General features: G+C 41.7%; 16 protein-coding genes. 10 read left to right on the top strand and 6 right to left on the bottom strand.

What is annotated here, in order from left to right; translation table 11 throughout:
- From A9260_RS11280 to A9260_RS11270, 3 genes are all read right to left on the bottom strand, one after another.
- A partial coding sequence (locus tag A9260_RS11280; protein WP_197485221.1) for a transposase domain-containing protein occupies positions 1-207 on the bottom strand: 207 nt, incomplete at its 3' end.
- A 181-nt stretch (positions 208-388) separates the two neighbouring features.
- Positions 389-871, bottom strand: coding sequence for a YajQ family cyclic di-GMP-binding protein (locus A9260_RS11275; RefSeq protein ID WP_068699026.1), 483 nt, complete (start codon positions 869-871; stop codon positions 389-391).
- Positions 872-885: 14 nt separating this feature from the next.
- Positions 886-1938 carry a 3-deoxy-7-phosphoheptulonate synthase gene (locus A9260_RS11270; RefSeq protein WP_068699024.1) on the bottom strand — a complete coding sequence of 351 codons (1053 nt, stop codon included), beginning with the start codon at positions 1936-1938 and terminating at the stop codon, positions 886-888.
- Positions 1939-2225: 287 nt separating this feature from the next.
- On the opposite strand from A9260_RS11270, the gene A9260_RS11265 reads away from it, so the two are divergent.
- The gene (locus tag A9260_RS11265) at positions 2226-3095 is read left to right on the top strand and encodes a putative PEP-binding protein (protein ID WP_068699022.1); all 870 of its coding nucleotides are present in this window, start codon (positions 2226-2228) and stop codon (positions 3093-3095) included.
- 89 nt (positions 3096-3184) lie between these two features.
- Entirely contained in the window at positions 3185-4033 is an 849-nt protein-coding gene (locus tag A9260_RS11260; RefSeq protein ID WP_068699020.1) for a CvfB family protein, read from the top strand.
- Between the two features lie 385 nt (positions 4034-4418).
- On the opposite strand, the gene rsmF is transcribed toward A9260_RS11260, so the two are convergent.
- The 3 genes from rsmF to A9260_RS11245 form a co-directional block, all read right to left on the bottom strand.
- The gene (rsmF, locus tag A9260_RS11255) at positions 4419-5849 is read right to left on the bottom strand and encodes a 16S rRNA (cytosine(1407)-C(5))-methyltransferase RsmF (RefSeq protein ID WP_068699018.1); all 1431 of its coding nucleotides are present in this window, start codon (positions 5847-5849) and stop codon (positions 4419-4421) included.
- Between the two features lie 126 nt (positions 5850-5975).
- Positions 5976-8633 (bottom strand): MlaD family protein, encoded by a 2658-nt coding sequence (locus A9260_RS11250; protein ID WP_068699016.1) that lies wholly within the window; start codon positions 8631-8633, stop codon positions 5976-5978.
- Positions 8630-9940, bottom strand: a complete 1311-nt coding sequence (locus A9260_RS11245; RefSeq protein ID WP_068699014.1) for a paraquat-inducible protein A — start codon at positions 9938-9940, stop codon at positions 8630-8632. The genes A9260_RS11250 and A9260_RS11245 overlap by 4 nt, the downstream gene beginning before the upstream one ends.
- A 175-nt stretch (positions 9941-10115) precedes the next feature.
- Here A9260_RS11245 and A9260_RS11240 point away from each other — a divergent pair, with 175 nt between their 5' ends.
- The 8 genes from A9260_RS11240 to A9260_RS11205 all read left to right on the top strand — a co-directional run bounded on the left by A9260_RS11240 (position 10116) and on the right by A9260_RS11205 (position 23921).
- Positions 10116-10589, top strand: a complete 474-nt coding sequence (locus A9260_RS11240; protein ID WP_068699012.1) for a GAF domain-containing protein — start codon at positions 10116-10118, stop codon at positions 10587-10589.
- Between the two features lie 99 nt (positions 10590-10688).
- Positions 10689-11318 carry an RNA chaperone ProQ gene (gene proQ / locus A9260_RS11235; RefSeq protein WP_068699010.1) on the top strand — a complete coding sequence of 210 codons (630 nt, stop codon included), beginning with the start codon at positions 10689-10691 and terminating at the stop codon, positions 11316-11318.
- Between the two features lie 18 nt (positions 11319-11336).
- A complete protein-coding gene (gene prc, locus A9260_RS11230) occupies positions 11337-13340 on the top strand; it encodes a carboxy terminal-processing peptidase (RefSeq protein WP_068699008.1) in 2004 nt (667 codons plus the stop codon).
- A gap of 171 nt (positions 13341-13511) precedes the next feature.
- Positions 13512-14171 carry a hypothetical protein gene (locus tag A9260_RS11225; RefSeq protein ID WP_068699047.1) on the top strand — a complete coding sequence of 220 codons (660 nt, stop codon included), beginning with the start codon at positions 13512-13514 and terminating at the stop codon, positions 14169-14171.
- 198 nt (positions 14172-14369) lie between these two features.
- Positions 14370-16973, top strand: coding sequence for an aminopeptidase N (gene pepN, locus A9260_RS11220; protein ID WP_068699006.1), 2604 nt, complete (start codon positions 14370-14372; stop codon positions 16971-16973).
- 341 nt (positions 16974-17314) lie between these two features.
- Entirely contained in the window at positions 17315-22159 is a 4845-nt protein-coding gene (locus tag A9260_RS11215) for an NAD-glutamate dehydrogenase (RefSeq protein ID WP_068699004.1), read from the top strand.
- A gap of 46 nt (positions 22160-22205) precedes the next feature.
- A complete protein-coding gene (gene pyrD / locus A9260_RS11210) occupies positions 22206-23216 on the top strand; it encodes a quinone-dependent dihydroorotate dehydrogenase (protein ID WP_068699002.1) in 1011 nt (336 codons plus the stop codon).
- A gap of 162 nt (positions 23217-23378) precedes the next feature.
- Positions 23379-23921, top strand: coding sequence for a cell division protein ZapC (locus A9260_RS11205; protein WP_068699000.1), 543 nt, complete (start codon positions 23379-23381; stop codon positions 23919-23921).
- Positions 23922-24098 lie beyond the last annotated feature (177 nt).

Below are 24098 nucleotides of genomic sequence, written 5' to 3'. Positions count from 1 at the left end.
ATCTTTCATCGATTTATTATTATAAATAGCCATTCCCACAAGTAGCCAAACCATAGACTCGAGTGTGAGTTTTCGTTTTCTCATAGTCACGGTATCGGTAAGGGAATAGGCCTCATTGATTAGCTCTATCGGTAGCAAGTCAGACAAGGTTTCTACATTGCTAGGTTTCCAGTCATTAATTACGTTTAGGGCTTGGGAGACATCCATAAAAAAATCCATGTGCATTAGATACACATGGATTTTGACACCTCTGGAGGATCGGTCAACTGATCATATTTTGCTTAAATGATCGGCATTAGAGCAAAGGCTCTCGTTTTTTTATCTCTAAAGTCTTTTATTAAATGACGTAAATAAAGAACTTTGTTGAAGAGCTTTTATGCGATGGCTATTAGTCTCTAAAGTTCTCGTACTGGAAAGGCTGACCTAAATCTGAGCCTTTAATAAACGCAATTGCCGCTTGTAAATCATCGCGTTTTTTACCCGTAATACGGACTTTTTCGCCTTGAATGCTCGCTTGTACTTTTAGCTTGGCATCTTTTAGCGTTTTAACTAATTTTTTCGCCATTTCTTTGTCGATACCTTGTCTAAATAGAACGGTTTGGTATCGGTTTTTGCCAGACGCTTCTTCTTTTTGAGCATCCATAGTGTTGACGTCAACACTGCGCTTAGTTAAATTGCCACGCAAAATGTCACGCATCTGTTTTAGTTGAAATTCAGCCTCAGCAATAAGTTTTACTGAATCATCTTTAAATTCAAAACTGGCTTGAACGCCTCTGAAATCAAAGCGAGTGGCAATTTCACGATTGGCATTTTCTACCGCGTGGCGAATGTCGACCATTTCGACTTCAGAAACAACGTCAAATGAAGGCATTTATGTGGTTTTCCTTAAAGTTGTGTTTTAACGGCATCAGAGAGAATATCCAGCATCTCGATAGTTTGATCCCAACTCAAGCATGGGTCAGTAATCGACTTACCATATTGTAATGCATTGAGGTCATCCATTGGTTGATTACCTTCTTCAATAAAGCTTTCTGCCATGATCCCGGCAATATATGAACTGCCTGATTTTATTTGAGAAGCAATGTCTTTGGCAACATCCAATTGTTTTCTGTGCTGTTTTTGGCAATTTGCGTGACTGAAATCAACAACTAGGCGTTGTTGTTGTCCCACTTTACCCAATTCATTACAAGCATGCTCGACAGATTGAGCATCAAAGTTTGGTCCAGTATCACCACCACGTAAAATAATGTGCCCGTGAGGATTACCAGAGGTGCGATATACCGTCATACGTCCGTTTTTATCCGGAGAGTAGAAGTAATGCTGAGATTGAGAAGCACGTACTGCATCAATGGCTATTTTAACTGCGCCATTAGTGCCGTTTTTAAAGCCTACAGGACATGATAAAGCCGAAGCCATCTCTCTATGAATTTGTGACTCGGTAGTACGAGCACCAATCGCGCCCCAAGAGATTAAGTCAGTAATGTACTGACCGGTAATCATATCGAGAAATTCAGTGGCGGTTGGTACACCTAACTTATTGATGTCTAATAGAAGTTGACGAGCTTTATTTAAGCCTGCTTCCAATGCGTATGAACCATCTAAATTAGGATCGGTAATTAATCCTTTCCAACCAATGATAGTACGAGGTTTTTCAAAATACGTGCGCATGACAATAAAGAGCTGGTCTTTGTATTGGTCTTGGATAGACGCTAATCGCTGCGCATAATCTACAGCTGCTTGGGTATCATGAATTGAACAAGGACCGACAATAACAAGCAGTCGCTTATCCTTGCCCTCTAATATATCTTCGATTTGGCCACGAGAAGCTTCAATTTTGGCACCGATCTCTTGAGTAAGAGGGTGATTAAAAGACAGTTCTGCAGGTGTTGGCATTGGCCCAAGAGGTTGGGTACGCAATTCATCGGTTTTTAGAGACATAATTTACTTTTCTTCTTCTTTCGAAATTGTGCTAAAGATAACGGAAATATGGGTAGGAATAAATGCTGATAAGTTAATTTACCGAAATTTACTCATAATGGATTAGTTAAGAAGGTAACACTTACTTGGTAATTATCTGAAAGGCAGTTAAAAAATGCTCAATAAAAGGGATGAAAGCGCCAATCTACTATTTTCTTTCGCTATTTTTTTAATTGGCTATTTGAAACATTTATAGGTGGTGGTATTTTGATTGGATTAACCACAAATAAGAGTCAGGTAGGACGCAAATGTCAAACACGCTAAATTCAGAAATACTTTTGGGCAACTCACTGCAACAAAGCCAAGACGGAGCTGAGCATGTGTTCCTTTCAATCGGTGATGTCATCCAAGAGCGTGTCTTTTTTCATCCCGCTCTTATTGGTCGCGACACAGTATTAAGTGAAGCTGATCAAATGGCATTGGACGCTGTACTCAATGGTCAAGATCTTAAACAATTTTATCTAGAAGTACTGAGTGAAACCGCAACTAAGCTAAAGCTAAATGAGCATAAGCGCGTGCGCATTGAACTGAGCAATAGTGATAGCAGCGCGTTATCTACATTGATTGGCGGTAGTTTAGAAGAAGCCGAAGTAAACCCTATGCTAGGCAGTCGCGGCGTTTGCCGTTATGCAACTGAGTTTTTCAAACCTAGCTTCGCCCTTGAATGTGAGTTTGTTAAAATGCTGCGCGAGCAGGGCATCAATGTTGAAGTGGTGGTACCGTTTGTACGCACTTTAAGTGATGCGGCGCGCGTGATTGATAATTTAGCGGAGCAAGGCTTACCGCGCGGACTAAACGGTCTAAAAGTGCTATTTGGTGCTGATACACCATCAGCGGCGCTACTGTCTGAGCGTTTGCTTAAATACTTTGATGGTGTATGCATTGATTTACCATCATTGACGCAACTGACGTTAGGCGTTGATCGTAACAATGAAGCGGTATCTTCTGATTATAATGTTGAGCACGAATCGGTATTAATCCTGCTTAACCAAGTACTGTCTCAGGCTACCTCTGCTCGTAAATCAGGTATCGTTCTGACTGAAGGTTTGAGCTCAAAATCTAAGTTACAAGATTTTCTATTAGAGTATCCTTTGTGTGATGTTATCGACATAGAATAATCCGTTGGGATTAAAGTTGTAAAAAATGCTTTGTATTGCCTGATTTAGGCAATACAATCGCCCGCTTATCGACAAACCAGAGTAAATACATGATTAAAATTGGCCAACTAAACTCACTTAAAGTCTCCCAAATCACTGATTTTGGCGTATTTCTAGACGCCTTTGATTATGGAAGCGTATTGCTACCTAAGAAACAACTCAGTGAAGAGCCTGAAGTTGGACAATATGTAAAAGCATTTCTTTACTTTGATTCTGAAAATGAGCTTTGTGCTACTCGCGAAACGCCTATTGCGCAAGTTGGTGAGTGGGGCTTGATGGAAATCAGAAGCATCAATAGTATTGGTGCGTTTGTAAACTGGGGCATCGAAAAGAAAGACTTGTTGATTCCTTACAGCGAACAACGTGCTTCGTTCCATGAAGGACAAACAATACTGGTTTATGTTTACACTGATAACGCCAGTGGACGAATTGTCGGTACAACCAAATTCAATAAATGGTTGGATAAAACACCGCACCATTATAAGTCTAATGAACACGTTGATCTTCTGATAGCAGAGCGAAGCGAATTAGGCTACAAAGCCATCATTAATTCAGAGCATTGGGGCATGATCTTCAGCTCAGATGTGATTGGCAAACTGTTTGTTGGTAAACGCCTGAAAGGCTACATTAAGCAAGTTCGTGAAGACGGCAAGATTGATTTGTCACTACAAAAAGTTGGCGTCGCGAAAATGGACGATCTTAGTGAGAAGATTTTAGATCTGCTGAGCAAAAAAGAGGGCTTCTTACCTCTAAATGATAAATCGACACCAGATGCAATTTTTAAAGTTTTCCGTACCAGTAAAGGTACCTTTAAAAAGACCATTGGCGGCCTGTATAAAGCAGGGCACATTACGATTGAATCTGATGGAATACATCAAGTTAAATCATCAGAAGAGTAATACTAATCGTAGCAAATCTCTGATCAGCCTAGCGGGTTTTAACACTTGATAACCGCGTTGAAATTTTTGATTGTAGAATAACGACTTATCAAAAAGATTCGCCTTGTTTTCAAGTGTTCTTCCTGCGCTATTTTTGAAAGTTTAATTACTGTGATTGGTATAATTTTGGCTGGGTAGATTCGTCAATCAACTAGCCAAAAAATAGCCTAGGTTATCCTGACCTAGGCTTAGGGGAATGGCTCTTTTGCAGAGCCAGTACTAATCGCTGTATAACTATCAGTTTAGTACACGCAAGTATGATTACCATCAATTGAAGGTAATTAGATGGGGATCAACGCCTGTATATTGCTAGATTACAACGCCGTTTATCGCCCATCATTTTGATTTAGAAAAGGTTGTTATCTCGCACCATCTCTCTAGGCAGACCGTTTTTAATTCGATTACCCACCCATTTTCCAATACCAATCGTCACATTATCATAGCGAATCAGCACTTCACCTTTGCCTGAAACGGTCTGTGGGCGAATATCACGTCCCATATACCATTCGCGCGCTTCTTCTAGAGTTAACTCTACCGCATTTTGTTCATTATGCTGACTCATTGCCACAATACCTTGATGATACCAGCGATAGCCTTTTTTATGGGCTTCTGCCAGTTTGATGCCGATGCGTTGAAAGCGCATCTTTGTGAGCAGTGGTTCAATCAAGGTTGGGAATAACCACACTTCATTATCACGTTGCCATAAGCAATACTGCGCTGAGAGTTTGATGCCCAATGTATCATGCAATGCATTAGTGACAGTGTGACTTTCTTTGTCGGTCATACGCGTGAAAGGAAACTTACCCAGTCGTTTTTTGACTTGCGGCGCTTCGACCGAGCCTATCTTTTTAAATCGAGCAATGAAGAAACCTTCACAGTCATAAATTTGTGGGTAGACGTGAATGTAGCCTTCTTCTGTCAGTGATTGCGCAGCATCTTCGAAGAGATCATTTAAAGGCTCAATTTCAACACTATCGGCAAAAGTATCCATCAAATGTTGCGCGACTTGCTGATTTTCTTGTTGATTGAGAGTGCAGGTAGAGTAAACCAGTGTGCCGCCTGGCTTTAGGGCGTGAAACGCACTTTCTATCAAGTCTTTTTGTGTCTGTGCAATTTCTTCAACTGAGGCTAAGCTCCAGTTTTTCATTGCGTCTGCATCTTTACGAAGGGAACCTTCTCCAGAGCACGGCGCGTCAAGTAAGATGGCATCAAAGGTCTCTGGCAACCACGGACCAAATACTCTAGCATCAAAGTTGGTCATTGCCATGTTGCCAACGCCGCATCGCATGAGGTTACCAAATAGAATTTTTACTCGGCTAGCGGAAAACTCATTAGCAATCACCAGACCGTTATTATTCAGCTTGGCGGCAATTTGAGTGGTTTTAGAACCGGGCGCTGCCGCCATATCCAAAACTCGTGAATCACTATCGGCAATAAATTGATCAAATAGTGCCGTGACAGGCATCATTGAACTGGCTTCTTGAATGTAAAATAGCCCTGCTAAGTGTTGGCTAGTATTGCCCAGTGCTGTTTGAGAGTCATCAACATTGTCTAACCAAAAACCTTCACTGCACCAAGGTACAGGGGTAAGTTGCCATCCCATATCTTTCGCTTGAGACTTAAATTCATCAACGCTTATTTTTAACGTGTTAACACGAATACTTCGTTTTAATGGGCGCTTACAAGCTTCGAGTAATTCGTCTAGTTGTAGATGACTTGGCATTTGCTGGGAGATAAGTTGGATAAACTCATCGGGGATGTATACATTCTGATGCAAGGTAGTGTTCCTGTGAATAGGCGAGCATGGCAAGTGTAGCAATGCTCGCCACAGGATGAAAGGGCTTAGCTCAGCGTCCTTTATTAAGCCCTTATATAAATTAGCTGCATTAAGTCCTATTTTTCATTATTGAGGTTTGGCTATAGCAGTGCGCCATGTTAACCAATCTGGCTCAGCTTTATCATGCAGATAAAATGAACGGCCGTCAGTTGCAGGGCTTGCCAGTTCTTTGTCTTCTGGCGTGGCAAATGCAATGCCACCTTTTAATATGCTATCCACAGTGCCGGCTTTTACTTGTGCGCCGCTAAGACCTACCGAAATATCTAATCCGGAGACATTCCAAAATAGCGAGTTTTTGCGAATCAAATAGGCATAATCTTGATTGATTTCGATGGTCATGATGACTCTGTCAGCAAGCTCGCCTAAGCGGACTTCGCTGACGACGCCCACTTCGATTTCACGATATAAAATAGGGGTGTTAACTTTAACTGAACCCTTAGATTCACTTTGCAAATAAAAGGTCACCGTTTTGTGTGACGGCGGCTGTTGTTGCAAGTTAAATTGAAACTGCGCTTTGCCGTTGTCAGATGGAGATACCTCAATGCTTGGGATCAATGCGCTGGCTAGGTTTTTGATTCCTGACAAGCTGATCTCAGGACTGACTACCCAAAACTGCGACCCCTTAACCGCAATATTAGACACATATTCAGGGTAAATACGGGCTAAAAATTCCACGCCTTGCTGTTTAAATAAAGGAGTGACTACAGTGACTTCCCCAACATTCACCCCTTGATAGGTTATCTTACTGCCCGCGGCAATGGCGTTGTTGTAACTTGAAGTAAGGCGAATGACCTTGCCAAATTGTCTTGCAGAGGTTTGATCAGGATATAACTTGTAATGTTTGCTGAGCTTGTTTTCAACCCCAGGAATGCTATCAAAAGCAATACCGCCTTGTAATACGCGGCTAAGAGGAGCAGCTTTTATAGACAGTCCATTTAAGCTGGCATCAATTTCAACCCCGGAATGATTCCAAAATACGCTGTCTTTTTTCAGTAAGTGACGGTATTGACTGTCGAGCTTAATCTCAACCTCCATTCCCGAGTGACCCAATTTATAATCCAATACTTGGCCAACCACCAAATTACGATAATAAATAGGGCTACCTGCACTGACCGAAGGCATTTCACTGGCCAGAAGGGATAAGGTTTGATGAGTGGCATTGGTGTGCAAAGCAAGCTCTGCAAGTGCCTGACTTGAATACAGGGTATAGCTAGAATTCACCTTATCTTTACCATCACGAATAAAACTGATGCTACCGGATAGAAGATGCTGCAATGGCGGAACATTAATATTGAGGTTCCCTTCATCTAAATTGGCCGAGACTTGGCTCGATAGATAAAAGCGGTTACCAGAGCGAATCAGTTCGCGATAATTAGCATCAATCAATACGTTAATTTTTACGTTGTGCTCTTGAAGTTGTGACGACGTAACGTGACCAACTTGAATTCCTTTGTACAAAATAGCGGAGCCACTTTGCAAACCAAAGCTGTGTTTAGCCATCAGAGAAAGCGCTAAGTTGCCACTGTTTTGACTATTGAGCTCAGCTTGTTTCACCGCGGTAAAGCTTCGGGTTCGTTCACCTGCATTTTTGCCTTGTGCAGGTAGAAGGGTTAAGAAATTACCGGTGACAAAATTGCCGATGTTATCGACTCCGCCAAGAGACAATGATGCTTCTTCTAGCAAAAACTGCGATCCAGAATTAAGCAGGTCGTGATAAGCCGGTTCAACTGTTGCTTGCGCCACAATATCTTTTCTATCTTTACTTAGTCGCACATTAGTAATTTGGCCTATCTCTATGCCTCTGTAGACCAGAGGCGCGCCTGATGGGTTAATATTATTATCATCTGGAAGGGTGATTTTAATCGGAATACCGCGTCCTGCGGTGGCAAGATCTGGGTAGAGTCTAAATTCGGTATCCGCGGCAACAGCGGTTCCTTTTGCGGGTGAATCAACCGCAATACCACCGCCTATCAGTGCCGCGAGGCTTTCGACATTCACATCAACGCCGTCAAAACCGACTTTTGCATTGATTCCTGAGACATTCCAAAAACGGCTCTCGCTACTGATAATATGATCATATTCCTCATCGATGAGCGCTCGTAATATCACGGACTTACCGTCGTCATCGAGATTAAAGCTGTATACCTCACCAATGGGGATTTTTCTAAACAGAATTTTTGAGCCAACATTAACTGAGCCCAGATCTTTACTTCTAAGAGTAAGACGAAGTCCATGAGTGTTACCACTGTGCAAATCTTGTGGTGGCTTAGAGAGTGCGTTAAATGATGAGGGTGGCTGAGTAAACCCTGATGAAGCGCTTTGTATCGCAATGTAGTTACCAGAGACCAAGGCATCTAATCCGGATACGCCAGATAAACTGGCGGTGGGTTTAACGAGCCAAAACTTAGTATCTTTGCCGAGTAATTGCCTGGCATTAGGGTACAGCTCTGCATCGACATAAATGCCGTCTAAGTCTTTTGCTAACTCGAGCTTACGAACCATACCCACTTCTAAGCCTTGAAAGCGTAGGGTCGTTCGTCCTGCTATTAAGCCTTGAGCATTAGAGAAATGAATGCGTACGTGCTGACCTGCTTCATTAATGCTTTTATACATTAGCCATCCGCCCAAAAAGAGCGCGACAATAGGCAGTGCCCAAAGGGGAGACAGTCCCGTTGAACGCTTGATCTTAGGTTCTGCTAATGATGAATGTTTTTGCTCAGTCATGAAAAAGTTTCACTAGTTGATGTTGAAGGGGCGAGTGTAGAAGTATGGTTCTTCCAGATGAGTTTTGGATCTAACGCATCGGTAGCAAACATAGTAAAGATCACGACAATGCCAAAGGCAACAGCGCCGAAACCGGGTGTAAAATTCAATACTTGGCCTCTATCAACCAAGGTTAACATGATAGACATAACAAATAGGTCGACCATCGACCACTTTCCAATCCATTTCACAACATAAAACAACATCATACGCTGACGATGAAAGACGCTTCGTTTGAAGTGGATACATAATAGAAGATATAAAAGGCCTAAAATCTTGGCTACAGGCACCACGATACTGGCAATAAAGATAATGATGGCAATGACCAACATATCATTGTTAATGAGTGATATGACGCCAGAGTAAATGGTGTCTTCAATTCTGGCACCGTTGGTAAAAAGAATTGAAATAGGAATTACATTGGCAGGGATCAGCGCTAAGCTCGCCACAATCAGGTAAGCCCAAGTTGCCTGCAAAGATTTAGAGGCGCTCAGTTTCATGGGTTGTTGGCATCGTTTGCATTGATGAGTATGAGTTTGAATTAAATGGCATTGAGGGCAGTCATAAAGTTGTTCGGCTTTAACATCTTCAGCGACAAGCCCCTCAGCAACAAGATCCTCAGCGACCAGACGCTGCAAGTTTTGCTGATCGTCAAATTGTTGCCAATATCTTCGAGGGCTCACTCTCATCACAAGCGCAAGACAAATTAATTGCAGCACCGCCAGTACTGGTAATGAAAGCCCAAAAATCAGGTCGCTATAATCGGTGAGCTTAAAGCAGCAAATGGCAATACTGACAATATAAACATCAATCATCATCCAATGCTTGAGCTTATAAATGCCAAATAAACTCCAACGCATCACACTGTAGTTATTGCGCTTTAATGCAATATTGGCGCTGATAACCGATATGCAAAGCGTTATAGGCACTAAGAAGCTACAAAAAAACACCAGCAATGCGACAAAAGAAAAGCCTTCGTCCACCAGTAGAATGACACCGTCTAATAAAGTGGCACTGATATACTCACCAAATAGGCGAATGGATAGGAAAGGGGCGAAAATAACGGGAATAAACAGCAGCAGTCCGACAACAGCCAGCGCGACGTCACCAGAAAAAGAGTGGCGATGGCCTCGATAAAGCTGAGTGTTACAGCGGGGACAGTAAGCATTTTGGTTGCTGTTAATCGTTGGTGACGCAACACTTAACCCACAGCCTTGGCATAGGCGTAGCTGTGAATTGACATTGATTTGACGATTGCCTATTGCCATCGAGTCAGTTGTACCTGATATTATGTTGCGAAGTAGTCAAAAGTAGAGATCTCATCCTTGTTAGATTCAATGCTTATAAGGGACTGCATGCATTATATACCTTATCTCAAAAATTAAATCTAATCAGAGATTGGTTTAAAAAGGTTTAGTTACAATTTCAATTATAGGTGATTAAGTGAATATTAAAGATTATCAGAGAGTGACACAACAAATTGAGGCTCTTATTGGTGATGAACGTAATTTAATTGCCAACCTTGCCAATATCAGTGCCATTCTCAATATGGAAATGGCGAATATTAATTGGGTTGGTTTTTATCTAAAAGAAAACGCTCAACTGGTTCTTGGCCCATTTCAGGGTAATCCTGCTTGCATTCGTATTGAGTGGGGTAAAGGCGTTTGTGGTACTGCCGTAGCAACTAACACCGTTCAACGCATCCAAGATGTACATCAGTTTGAAGGTCATATTGCGTGTGATGCAGCCAGTAATTCTGAAATAGTGATTCCATTTTCTATCAATGGCGAGGTGTTTGGCGTTTTAGATATTGACAGCCCTGAAGTCGGTCGATTTAGCGAAATTGATGAGCAAGGCTTAGTCTTAGTGATGGATATGGTAGAAAAATTGCTCAATAAGGCAATTAACTCGAAGTAAAATAACACTCTGTAGTGGTTTTTACTTGGCATCTCTTTATAATAGCGCAGAATATTATTGAGAATCTCGCGCAAAAGTCGCGTTTAATCAGGAACCCGCATGGAAAACACCGAAAAACTAAAAACCAGCAAAGAAGTGATTGCGTACATTGCTGAATGCTTCCCTAAGTGCTTTACTTTAGAAGGCGAAGCTAAACCACTGAAAATTGGTATTTTTCAGGATTTAGCAGAACGATTAAGTGAAGATGCTAAAGTAAGTAAAACTCAACTTAGAGCAGCACTAAGACAGTACACTTCTTCATGGCGTTATCTACATGGTGTCAAAACGGGTGCAATTCGTGTTGACCTTGACGGTAACGATTGTGGCGTATTGGAGCAAGAACACGTTGATCATGCACAGCAAGCACTTGCTGAAAGCAAAGCACGCGTAGCAGCTCGTAGAAAAGAACAAGCAGACAAAGCCCGCGAAGAGCAAAAAGCAAAACGCGCTCAAGCGAAGAAAGCTGCACCAGCTCGTAAGCCTAAGCCACGAGTGGAGCAAGTTAAACAAGCCCCTGTTGAAACACGCGCATTGAATAACGACGAACTTACTGTTGGCAACAATGTAAATGTGAATATGGGTAAAGGCAACATGGCAGCGACCATTGTTGAAGTAAACAAGGATGATGTGCGAGTGCAACTCAATAATGGCCTACAAATGGTTGTTAAAGCGGAGCATCTTCGCGCTTAAAAGGAGCTTATCCTGCGAATGAATATGCGTTCAAAGATTACGCTGATTGCAGCTAGCGTTATGCTAGCTGCTTCTGCAAATGCTGTAGAAGCAAACCTCACGGTAAAAGATTTACCGGTTCTTACCCCTGAAGTTCAGCATCAAACTGCTGCCAAACGAGTGACATCCCGTTTTACTCGCTCTCACTACAAGCAATTTCAGCTTGATGACCAATTTTCAGCAGAGATATTCGATCGTTATCTCGATATGTTGGATTTTAGTCGCAATCTATTCACTCAAACTGAAATATCCGGTTTTAAAACGGAGCGTACTTCGCTCGATGAAGCATTAAAAGAAGGCGATAACAGCATTGCTTTTGAGCTTTATAATATGGCGATGAGAAAGCGCTTTGAACGTTATACTTACGCACTGACTTTACTTGACCATGAAATTAAGTTTGACACTGATGAGTCAATCGAACTTGATCGAAGTAAAGAAGCTTGGCCTGTCGATGCAAAAGAAATTGATGAGTTATGGCGCCAACGTGTGAAGTACGATGCGTTAAACCTCGCACTTACTGATAAAAAGTGGCCTGAGATCAAAGAGATACTTTCAAAGCGTTATAACAACGCAATGAAGAGGATTTCTCAATCTCATAGTGAAGATGTTTTTCAGTTGTATATGAATGCATTCGCTCGTCAGGTCGATCCACACACCAGTTATCTTTCTCCTCGAAGTGCCGATTCGTTCCAAGCCGAAATGAACCTTTCTCTTGAAGGCATTGGCGCAGTACTGCAAATGACCGATGACTATACCGTCATTCGTTCATTAGTGGCTGGTGGACCGGCTGCTAACAGTAAAGAGTTAAACGACGGTGACCGAATCATTGGTGTTGGTCAAGACGGCAAAGAAGTGGTTGATGTCATTGGTTGGCGTTTAGATGATGTTGTCGAACTAATCAAAGGTCCGAAAGGTACTAAGGTTATTTTGCAGATTTTACCAGAAGGTAAAGATGCAAAAAGTCGTGAAATCACCATTGTTCGAGATAAAGTTCGTCTAGAAGATCGCGCAGTTAAGTCTGAAATCATTGAAAAAGACGGTAAGAAGTTTGGCGTACTTGAAGTACCTAGCTTTTATGTGGGCTTATCAAAAGATACCGATAAGTTAATCAACGATCTAAAACAGAAGAACGTTGATGGCATTATTGTTGACCTGCGTAATAACGGTGGTGGTGCACTTAGCGAAGCTACGGCGCTATCTGGGTTGTTTATTACCAGTGGTCCTGTAGTTCAGGTAAGAGACAGCTACGGTCGCATCAATGTCAATTCAGATAATGATAACCTGATTAGCTATGATGGCCCGATGACAGTTTTAATTAACCGTTACAGTGCGTCTGCATCTGAGATCTTCGCCGCGGCAATGCAAGATTATGGTCGAGCGATTATTTTAGGTGAGAATTCATTTGGTAAGGGTACGGTACAGCAGCATCGTTCGTTGAACCATATTTATGACTTGTTTGATAATGAACTCGGTTATGTGCAATACACCATTCAAAAATTCTATCGAATTGATGGTGGTAGTACGCAAAATAAAGGTGTGATTCCAGATATTCATTATCCAACGCCAATTGATCCTGCAGAAACAGGTGAAAGTGTCGAAGATAATGCGCTTCCTTGGGATAGCATTGAGCCGGCTAAATACAGCAAACTTAATGATGAGTCATCTTTAATTAAAACGCTGACTGCCCAGCACGAACAACGTGTCAAAAAAGACATGGAGTTTGGGTTTATTCAGGAAGATATTGCGCGTTATAAAGAAGAAAAGGATTCTAACGATTTATCCTTGAATTTGAAAACGCGCCAGCAGGAGTCTGATAAGCGAGATCAACTGCGTTTAGACCGTATTAACCAGCGCCAAAAAGCGATGGGAGATAAAGCGTTTAAATCACTAGATGATGTCTCTAAAGATTATGAAACCCCTGATGCTTATCTTGATGAGTCAGTCGAGATAATGGTTGATATGCTTTCTGATAGTGCTAGCTAATCGTCATTAGCTAAACTAGATAGAACATTATTAAAAAGTGGCCAATGGCCACTTTTTTTGTATGTGCAGCTTTTGTTTTATCTACTTGCTGTGATTTACTTCAAAAAATTTCGCATATTTATAGAAGTCCCCCTAAGCTTTAGTGGTTTGGGAATGATCGGGATAGTCATGATGCGAAGATGTGTATGGGCGTTTCTTATCGGTATTTTATTGTCTTTTTCTGCTTATTCAAGTGGGCATAAAGACCCGAGTTTTGACTATCCATTTTTACTTGGACAGTGGTTTATCACCAGTGACCCTTCAGAGCAAAGTCAGCAAGATTTTACAGCTATACGGCTGACGTTTAATTCCAATTATACGTTTAGTATCGACATCCAGCGTCACGACAACGCAATCGATCGTTGGCAAGGAGAGTATCAGGTCAGCAGTGATAGTATTACTCTTGGCACTCAATCTCAAAGCCCTCAAAGTTATCTTTATAAGACTACTCACAATAAACTCAGTTTAGACGGTATGACCTTTAATAAAGCGTTATCGGCACCGCTTGCAGGAGTGTGGTCTAGCCAAGTGATTTCTGGTGACGATCTATTGGCCAGTGACGTACAAAAATTAGATTTAATTCTACAACCTGATTTTATCTTTATGTTTCGTTCAAGTGGCACTAATGGGCAAGAGTCGATTAAGCGCGGTATCTACTATATAGAGAATGACTATATTGTGCTGCTGTATGAAAACGGTGAAACCCAATCAAATTACAACCTTGAAAATGACGTATTAACTTTGTCGGGTACTGGAGTGGATATGTATGCTGAATTGGCAAGAGTTCAATGAGGTTAATCATTATTAAAAATAGGGGTGAGATCATTAAATAAGTTCAAGTGATGGCATTTAACGCAAAACAATTCCGATTATTCATATCAAATTTAGATAAATAAAAAAAACACGGCGAAAGCAACCGTAAAGCTTGAAATTATTGTAAGAAAATAAGAATCTACGCTATTAAAGAATCTCATCATTAAGGAAATACGAATGAAAGACGCAGCTTCTGTTCAACCTGTGGCTAAATATCGTAAAGATTATACTCCGCCTTCTCATTTTATTGACAGCATCGACTTGATGTTTCAATTGCACACTACACAAACATTAGTCACTGCGACTTCTCAAGTAACCGCAAATGGTGATGACAATTCTTTGGCTTTAGTCGGTGACCAATTACCACTGAAAGAAGTGTCCGTTAATGGCGCATTGTGGTCTGATTACGAGCAAACTGATGATGGCTTAACACTGTCAAACCTACCGGCTAAGTTTGAATTAAAAATTGTTACGCAGATTGATCCTTCAGCGAATACCGCTCTTGAAGGTTTGTATCTCTCTGATGGTGCTTTTTGTACTCAATGTGAGGCAGAAGGCTTTAGACGCATTACGTATTTCCTAGATAGACCCGATGTATTAGCAAAATACACCACCACTATTGAAGCGGATCAGCAAGCATTTCCATTTTTACTCAGTAACGGTAATAAAGTGGATGAAGGTCAACTAGAAAATGGCCGTCATTGGGTTAAGTGGCAAGACCCACATCCAAAGCCTTGTTATCTATTTGCTTTGGTTGCCGGTGACTTTGATCAGCTTGTCGATTCATTTACCACTCGCAGTGGGCGTGAAGTGGCATTAGAGATATTTGTCGATAAAGGCAATATCGAGCGCGCGCATCACGCAATGTTGAGCCTTAAAAACTCTATGAAGTGGGATGAAGAGCGTTTTGGTCTTGAATACGACCTTGATATCTACATGATCGTTGCGGTTGATTTCTTTAATATGGGCGCAATGGAGAACAAAGGACTTAATGTCTTTAACTCTAAGTTTGTTCTTGCCGATCAAGCGTCAGCTACAGATAGAGATTACCTTGGTATTGAAGCGGTTATTGGCCACGAATACTTCCATAACTGGACCGGTAACCGAGTCACTTGTCGTGACTGGTTCCAATTAAGCCTTAAAGAAGGCTTAACGGTATTTAGAGACCAAGAGTTCTCAAGTGATCTAGGTTCACGCTCTGTAAATCGCATTAACAATGTTCGTATTATTCGCGGTCCACAGTTTGCTGAAGACGCAAGCCCAATGTCGCATCCTATTCGTCCAGAAAAAGTAATAGAAATGAATAACTTCTATACGCTGACTGTGTACGAAAAGGGCAGTGAAGTGATTCGTATGATTCATACGTTACTGGGTGAGCAAGCGTTCCAAGCGGGCATTAAACTGTACTTTGAACGTCATGATGGCACCGCGGCAACCTGTGATGATTTTGTGGCGGCTATGCAAGATGCGTCAGGTGTTGATCTTACTCAGTTTAAACTTTGGTATAGCCAATCAGGTACGCCAACAGTCACCGTGACTGATAGCTTTGATGCGGTAAACAAGACTTATACGTTAGACGTTCGCCAGCACACACCGCCAACTGCAACTCAGCAAGAAAAACAAGCCTTACACATTCCATTTGATATCGAATTGTACCGCGCTGATGGTAGTGTTATTCCTATGATTGTTGCTGGAGAGGAGCGAAGCTCACTTCTTCACATTACTCAAGATGCACAGCAGTTTGTTTTTGAACAAGTTGATGAAAAACCAACGCCGTCATTGTTTAGAGAGTTTACTGCGCCAGTTAAACTTGAATACCAATACACTGAAGCGCAACTTGTTCTATTAATGAAGTGCGCAACTAACGAAGTGTCTCGTTGGGATGCTGGCCAATCATTGATGTCTCAGTACATTAAGCAGGCGGTATCAAACAATACGCCAATCGCTTTATCTGACGATGTGATTCAGTCATTTGCTGCGCTACTTAGCGACAAGTCTCTTGATAACGGATTTGTAGCAGAAGCGTTAACCTTACCACCGCACAGTGAAGTGAGCGGTTGGTTTGATGTGATTGATGTTGATGCTATTTCAAAAGTACTAAAAGAACTTAAATTGGCACTGGCTAAAGGTCTTGAAGCACAACTGTTTGATACCTACCAGAGCCTTGCAAGCAATAGCTATGACATTGCTCATGCGAGCATTGCAAAACGTTCATTACGCAATACGTGTCTGGGTTATCTTTCTTGCTTACCAGCATACAAAGATTTAGCCCAAGCGCAATTTGATGCAAGCGACAACATGACCGATACCATTGGCGCAATGTCGGCAGCCAACCAAAGCAATCTTGAGTGCCGCGAGTCACTTATGGAAGCTTATAGCGAGCGTTGGTCAGACAATGGACTTGTTATGGATAAATGGTTCATGTTGCAAGGTACTAAACCGGATATCGATGCACTGTCTGTTGTAAAAGCATCCATGGATCATGTTGCGTTTAGCATGCAAAACCCAAACCGTGTACGTTGCTTAATTGGTGCTTTCTTTAGTAACCCAGTGGCGTTTCACGCGATTGATGGCAGTGGCTATCGTTTTGCCGGCGAAATGCTTGCGCAGTTAAACTCAAGCAACCCACAAGTTGCTTCACGTTTGATTGATCCTTTACTTAAGTTTGCTCGCTATGACGAGAAACGCAAAGCACTCATGCGCGCTGAGCTTGAAACACTGCAAAACATTTCAGATCTTGCTAAAGATTTGTTTGAAAAGGTGGAAGCAGCTCTAAAGTAATGACCCAGTAGTCACGCTTATCAAGATAAAGGCTTAGCAACACGCTAAGCCTTTTTTTGTTCTATATTCAAGGGAAAGATGTCTTTATTCACAGTGTGGTCACATATCGGAAGTTTTTAGCAATTACGTCTGCTAACCGATAACAGTTGTGAAATAAACACCTTACAATGGCGCAATTAAGCAGAGAAATCCGCTTATACCTTGTATGCCATTGCAAGTGAGTGATATGACTATTGATCGCTATAATGATAGAACTCTATAACGACAGATCTCTATAGCGACTGATTTATATAACCATTGATATATATAACAATAAAAATCTTAGATGGAGTGTGCCCCCTATGACTGCACGTGAACCCTTAGTCCCCGTTTTACTCGAAAAAGTCTATCAATTGATTAAAGATAAAGTTGATCCCAATCATCAACAAGTTGTCACTAAGCTTGGTCATCATCTGTTTAATCATGTCTCCCATGATGACCTGTTGTCCCGTAACGAATCTGACTTGTACGGTGCAGTCGTTAGTCTGTGGCAACATCTAAAAGAAAAATCATTAGATGAGCTCTCGGTGAGGGTATTCAATCCATCGTTAAGTCGGCACGGCTGGCAATCAACTCATACCATTGTTGAGATTATCGTACCGGATATGGCGTTTGTCGTAGACTCGCTAAAAATGACACTGTCACGTATGGGGTTGTCGAGCCACATTATGTTGCATGGCCCTGCTAATTTGCACCTTAGCAAAGGGCAGGTCGTTGATATAAATAACAATAAGCTTGATGGTGAGTTGCAGTCGGTTTTTCATATCGAGGTTGATAGGCTATCAAGTCCTAAGCAAATGGAACAACTGCAACAAGAAATTATCAGTGTAATGCAAGATACACACTCAGTGGTCAGTGATTGGCAACCGATGACAGATGCTCTGAGTAACGTGGTTAAGCAAGTTAAAGCGCTGAATAAAGTTAAAGGGATTGATAACAAGCACATTGAAGAATCCCTAGAGTTTCTAAATTGGCTTGGCGATCATAATTTTACTTTGATGGGCTATAAAGAATATCGATTGGTCAATTGCGATGATGAGCTGATCTTAGAGCCAACTAAAGAACCTGGCCTAGGACTCTTTAATGAGAAGCAACGAGTTCGCACCACTAAGTTATCTCAGTTCTCAGATAGTGCGCGAGAAGAGGCAACCAAGCCGTACATTCTCATTTTAACCAAAGGCAATCGCCCTTCAAGAATTCATCGTCCAGCCTATAACGATTACATTGGTATTAAAACGTTTGACCAAGAAGGTAACGTTATCGGTGAGCATCGATTCACCGGACTGTATACCTCCGCTGTTTATAATCAAAGTGTTGAACGCATTCCATTGGTGCGCAATAAGGTGGCGCGTATCTTACAAGGTAGCGGATTTCTGCAAGGATCTTACGCATTTAAAGCGCTGCATAATATCTTAGAAACGTACCCGCGTGATGAGCTTTTACAGGCTAGTGAAGAAGAGCTTTTGCACATAGGTATGGGTGTGGTGCAAATGCAAGATCGCGATATGATCCGCTTATTTGTGCGCAAAGACCCGTTTGGTCGTTTCCTCAGTTGCATGGTCTATGTCACCAAAGAGCGCTATAACACCGAGTTACGCAGGCAAACGCAACGTATTTTCAAAAGGGCGTTTAATACTGATAAAGAGGTCGAATTTACCACTTATTTCTCAGAAAGCCCGCTGGCAAGAACCCATTATATTGTTCGTGTTGATGACAGTACGGCTGATTACAACATTAAAAGCATTGAACAAGATCTCATGGAAGCCTCATCGACTTGGGGAGATCGTTTAAAACAAGCGGTTGTATCAAATTTAGGAGAGAGCCGAGGATTGCCTTTAGCTAAGTGTTATATGGATGCATTTCCTCGATCTTATCAAGAAGCGGTACTGCCTAATGCTGCCGTTGCTGATATAGAGCGTTTAGAATTATTAAGTGAATTAAATCCTCTAGGTATGCTGTTTTACAGGCCACAAGAAGAGTTGATTGATTCCAAGGTTGTGCACTTAAAGCTTTATCATAAAGATTCACCCATTCATCTGTCTGATGTAATGCCTATGCTAGAGAACTTTGATCTTCGCGTTATCGGTGAGTCGCCATATCAAGTTGAAACACTGAATGGCAATACCTATTGGATTTTAGATTTTTCGATGCTGCATAAAGGAAAATCTGCGGTAGATTTCAATAAGGCTCGAGATCGTTTCCAATCTGCCTTTGCCGGGGTTTGGCAAGGTGAATTAGAGAACGATGGTTTTAACCGCTTAATATTAGGTGCCAACTTAACCGGCGTTGAAACCACCATTTTACGAGCTTACGCTAAGTACATGCGTCAAGTCGGCTTTCCATTTAGTCAGCATTATATTGGTGACACGTTGGCCGCTCATCCAACCCTAGCAAAACAGCTAGTGAGCTTATTTGAAAAACGTTTCCAACCATCCAACAAGGGTGATGAACAGTCGCAACAGAAAATCATCGATAAAATCAATGCGCAGTTAGATAAAGTAGATAGCTTGGATGATGACAGAATTGTTCGCCGCTATGTAGAGATGATTCGCGCCACGTTAAGAACCAATTACTATCAGACAACCCAAGATGGCAATCGCAAGCCATGTCTTGCACTAAAACTAAGTCCGAAAAATATTCCTGAAATTCCTAAACCTGTGCCTGAGTTTGAAATGTTTGTTTATGCACCAGATGTCGAAGGTGTTCATCTTCGCGGGGGCAAAGTGGCAAGGGGCGGGTTGCGTTGGTCTGACAGACAAGAGGACTTTCGTACAGAAGTACTTGGACTGGTCAAAGCGCAACAAGTAAAGAACACCGTAATTTTACCTGTAGGGGCAAAAGGCGGTTTTGTTTGTAAGAAACAACACCTGATGACTGGGCGCGATGAAATCTTTGCCGAAGGTAAGCGTTGCTACCGTCAATTTATCAGCTCGCTACTCGATGTTGCTGACAACATTGTTGATGGTCAGCTTGTGGCGCCGCCCAATGTGATACGTCATGACGAAGATGATTCCTATTTAGTGGTTGCCGCTGATAAAGGGACCGCAACGTTTTCTGATATCGCCAATAGCGTGTCTGAGGAATATAACTTTTGGTTAGGTGATGCTTTTGCCTCGGGCGGATCTAATGGCTATGATCATAAGATCATGGGGATCACTGCTAAAGGGGGCTGGGAATCGGTTAAGCGTCACTTTAGAGAGATTGATGTTGATTGCCAAACTACGGACTTCACCGTTATTGGTGTGGGAGATATGGCAGGAGATGTGTTCGGCAATGGGATGTTGTTGTCAAAACAGATTCGCTTGCAAGGCGCGTTTAACCATTTACACATCTTTATCGATCCTAACCCGGACTCTGCAACCTCTTATAAGGAGCGTGAACGTTTATTTAATACACCGCGTACCGGTTGGGATGATTATGACACATCGTTAATCTCAAAAGGCGGTGGCGTTTTTTCCAGAAAAGCAAAATCTGTGACCCTGTCACCTGAAATCAAGTCAATGTTAGGTATCGATGTAGATGCGTTGGCACCAAATGATTTGATTAAACAATTGCTTATGATGAAAGTTGACCTGTTATGGAATGGCGGAATTGGCACCTATGTTAAATCAAGCAAAGAAAATCATGTGGATGTTGGCGATAGAGCCAATGACGCTTTGCGGATTAACGGTAACCAGTTACAAGCCAAAGTCGTAGGTGAAGGTGGTAACTTAGGTTTAACCCAACTTGGGCGTATTGAATTTGCCTTAAACGACGGTCGCGTCAATACCGATTTCATTGATAACGTGGGCGGCGTTGATAGTTCTGATAACGAAGTTAATATCAAAATACTACTCAATGGCTTGGTGCAGAACAGCGATCTCACCGTTAAGCAGCGTAATGAAATATTAAACTCGATGGAGCAAGATGTATCCAATATTGTACTTCATCATGCGTACTGCCAGTCTGAGTCAATATCAGTGACCGAAGAGCAAGGCGTTAGCGCGATGAAAGAACAGATGCGCTTTATTCATATGATGGAAAAAGCGGGGCATCTTGATCGCCAATTAGAATACATTCCAGATGATGAGCAGCTTCAAGAGCGAGAAAAGCAGGGAGTAGGCCTTTCAAGACCTGAACTTTCTGTGCTGGTGGCTTATGGAAAAATGCAGTTAAAAGAACAGCTTGCCAATGATTTGATTGCTAATGATTCCTATCATTCAAAGCTCCTTGAACAATACTTCCCTGATAGGTTACGCCGTCACTATTTGTCGAGTATGGATGATCATCCATTACGTTCAGAAATTATAGCCACAGCATTAGCCAATGATATCGTCAATGAGATGGGTTGCAACTTCGTCACTAGGTTACAAGAAGAAACCGGCGCAAGTGTGGTTGATATTGCTAATGCGTTTGCCGCTTCTAAAGAGCTCTTTAAATTCTCTGAAGTATTTAGTGCAATTCGTTCACATGACAATCGAATACAATCAAGCCTGCAATATCAGTTGTTGATTGTGATTCGTAGAACGTTACGACGCTTAACTCGCTGGCTGTTAAGAAATCGCTCGCACAATAGCAGTGTTCAAGATCTGGTGGATCGCTTTAAAGTTGATGTTGATGTGATTGTTGAAAAACTGGATAGTTTCTTAGTGCCAAGTGAAGTGCGTCAGCATCAAGTAATGGCGGATGATTGGATAGCTAAAGGTGTCGATAAAAAGCTGGCTAACTATCTGGCGAGACTATCGAGTTTGTATTGTTGTTATGACATTTCTCTTGCCGCCAAAGAGTGCGGTACCAGTATTGAACGTACCGCTAAATTGTATTTTTATCTAGGGGATCGATTATCACTGCATTGGTTCTTAGATCAAATTAATAATCAGGTGGTTGATAATAACTGGCAAGCATTGGCAAGAGCGGCGTTTAGAGAAGACTTAGATTGGCAACAACGTAAATTGTCTACCCAAGTGTTGACCTGTGATTGCGGCGAACAGCAATTGCCCATTGAGCAGATTATTGATAGTTGGATTATCAATAATGAAGTGGCATTGCAGCGCTGGGAGAACACATTAAATGAGTTCAAAGTAGGCAATGTGCATGAATTTGCTAAATTTTCTGTCGCATTGCGTGAGTTAATGCTTTTAAACTTGAATTGTGAAGCAACAAAGTAAATAATACAGCCCCGTTTACTCGGGGCTTTTTTTTATCGGAGGCACAATGCTCTACCGTCTTGCCAGAACTGGCTTATTTCAATTCGACGCTGAAACAGCGCACGATCTTGCAATTAATTATCTTCCAAAACTTACCGGCACACCTCTCGACCTTTTCTATCGTCAGAAATTACCGAATCGTCCTGTAGAATGTATGGGAATCACTTTTAAAAATCCTGTAGGTTTAGCCGCAGGCCTGGACAAAAATGCTGAATGTATTGAAGCATTTGATGCCATGGGCTTTGGTTATGTTGAGGTTGGTACCGTCACACCTCGTCCACAACCAGGTAATGACAAACCGCGTATGTTCCGTCTGTTAGAAGCAGAAGGAATTATAAACCGTATGGGCTTCAACAATTTAGGTGTTGATGCTTTGGTTGAGAATGTTAAGAAGGCAAAGTTTGATTGTGTTCTTGGTATTAATATTGGCAAAAACAAAGACACTCCAATAGAAGAGGGTAATAGTGATTACCTGATCTGTATGGAAAAGGTTTATCAGTACGCTGATTATATCGCCGTCAATATCTCTTCTCCGAATACACCGGATCTTCGCTCTCTTCAATATGGTGATGCTCTGGATTCTTTGCTAGGTGACTTGAAAGCGAAGCAAACTGAATTGCATGAGTTACGCGGTAACTATGTGCCTATCGCACTTAAGATAGCACCAGATTTGACTGATGAAGAAATCGTCCAAATCTGTGACTCATTACGTAAGCATTCTTTTGATGGCGTGATTGCAACGAATACAACACTTGATCGTAGTGTTGTTGAAGGCATGAAGTTTGCTGAAGAAACGGGTGGCCTAAGTGGTCGACCGCTACAACTTCGCAGTACTGAAGTCGTGCAAAAGCTTTATCAAGAACTTGGTGAAGATATTCCTATTTTAGGGGTTGGTGGTATCGACTCTTATGTCTCTGCAAAAGAAAAACTGCAAGCTGGCGCTAAGTTGGTTCAAGTTTATTCAGGTTTCATTTATCACGGACCAAATCTTGTACGTGATATTGTGAAAAACCTGTAATCTAATTGCAGTAAAACCAGTTGTTTATCGTTAAAAAGGGGAATTGATTTCCCCTTTTTTTTTTACTGTCTGTTAGTAGAATTATCAGGAAGGTAACGTGGACCCTGTGAAAAGGGATGGTGTAGCGTCTTCTTAAACTGAGTTTAATGACAGGACAGGGTTATGCTTAAGCTAAACGATACATGGAATTGGTACTATGATGAGGCGCAGTCTTCATTAATGCTCGAACTCAGTGAGGAGATGGTTTTCCGATCTGATTTACCACGTAAAGTACTAGTAGAATCCGCGTTTACACCACAATCATTCTCTGTTGAGGATGCCGATATCTATCATGTCTTTCAAGATTCAGTGAAAGGCTTACCACTTTCTGTTCCCCGTCAAGCTGAGCTAGTATTAAAAGCCGTCGCAGTAAAACGCTTTCATAAGCCTGTTCAACCAAAAAGTTGGTTTTTTGATACTCAGTCCAACGGCTATCACCCACAAGAAGGGGAGGTAGTTGAGCTGCAAAATGAATATAACACGGGTTATTTTATGGTCGTAGAGACCTCTGATACGGCAAGTATTGTGGTTTCAGTGAACAGTGATGACTTCTATTTAAGTAGTAGTAAGCAGCTGTCATTTTGCCAACCAATAAAAGTCATGCATGACCGTATGCGTTCAGCTAATGCCTTGTTCTATCAAGCGCAGATTCAGATGGTATCTTAAGCCGATACAGCCAACACCAAATTAAAATAAAAAGCCGCTTTAGTTTATTCTAAAGCGGCTTTTTATTTGTTCTCAAGTTTTCCTCTACCCATATTCCAGGCTCCAGTTTGTGGGGGAGTTGCAGGCCAATTTGCCAGTTAAACCTCACAGAATAATAAATCTTGACCATAGAAAGAG

Origin of the sequence: Vibrio sp. UCD-FRSSP16_30 (assembly GCF_001676025.1) — a bacterium.
Classification (GTDB): Bacteria; Pseudomonadota; Gammaproteobacteria; order Enterobacterales; family Vibrionaceae; genus Vibrio.
Note: the sequence above shows the minus strand (reverse complement) of the source record. Positions and strands in the feature narration are given on the sequence as shown.

Excerpts from the sequence above, each read along its gene's own strand:
- A9260_RS11275 (WP_068699026.1), bottom strand. The coding sequence starts at position 871 with ATGCCTTCATTTGACGTTGTTTCTGAAGTCGAAATGGTCGACATTCGC.
- A9260_RS11270 (WP_068699024.1), bottom strand. The coding sequence starts at position 1,938 with ATGTCTCTAAAAACCGATGAATTGCGTACCCAACCTCTTGGGCCAATG.
- A9260_RS11265 (WP_068699022.1), top strand. The coding sequence starts at position 2,226 with ATGTCAAACACGCTAAATTCAGAAATACTTTTGGGCAACTCACTGCAA.
- A9260_RS11260 (WP_068699020.1), top strand. The coding sequence starts at position 3,185 with ATGATTAAAATTGGCCAACTAAACTCACTTAAAGTCTCCCAAATCACT.
- A9260_RS11250 (WP_068699016.1), bottom strand. The coding sequence starts at position 8,633 with ATGACTGAGCAAAAACATTCATCATTAGCAGAACCTAAGATCAAGCGT.
- A9260_RS11245 (WP_068699014.1), bottom strand. The coding sequence starts at position 9,940 with ATGGCAATAGGCAATCGTCAAATCAATGTCAATTCACAGCTACGCCTA.
- proQ (WP_068699010.1), top strand. The coding sequence starts at position 10,689 with ATGGAAAACACCGAAAAACTAAAAACCAGCAAAGAAGTGATTGCGTAC.
- prc (WP_068699008.1), top strand. The coding sequence starts at position 11,337 with ATGAATATGCGTTCAAAGATTACGCTGATTGCAGCTAGCGTTATGCTA.
- A9260_RS11225 (WP_068699047.1), top strand. The coding sequence starts at position 13,512 with ATGCGAAGATGTGTATGGGCGTTTCTTATCGGTATTTTATTGTCTTTT.
- pepN (WP_068699006.1), top strand. The coding sequence starts at position 14,370 with ATGAAAGACGCAGCTTCTGTTCAACCTGTGGCTAAATATCGTAAAGAT.
- A9260_RS11215 (WP_068699004.1), top strand. The coding sequence starts at position 17,315 with ATGACTGCACGTGAACCCTTAGTCCCCGTTTTACTCGAAAAAGTCTAT.
- pyrD (WP_068699002.1), top strand. The coding sequence starts at position 22,206 with ATGCTCTACCGTCTTGCCAGAACTGGCTTATTTCAATTCGACGCTGAA.
- A9260_RS11205 (WP_068699000.1), top strand. The coding sequence starts at position 23,379 with ATGCTTAAGCTAAACGATACATGGAATTGGTACTATGATGAGGCGCAG.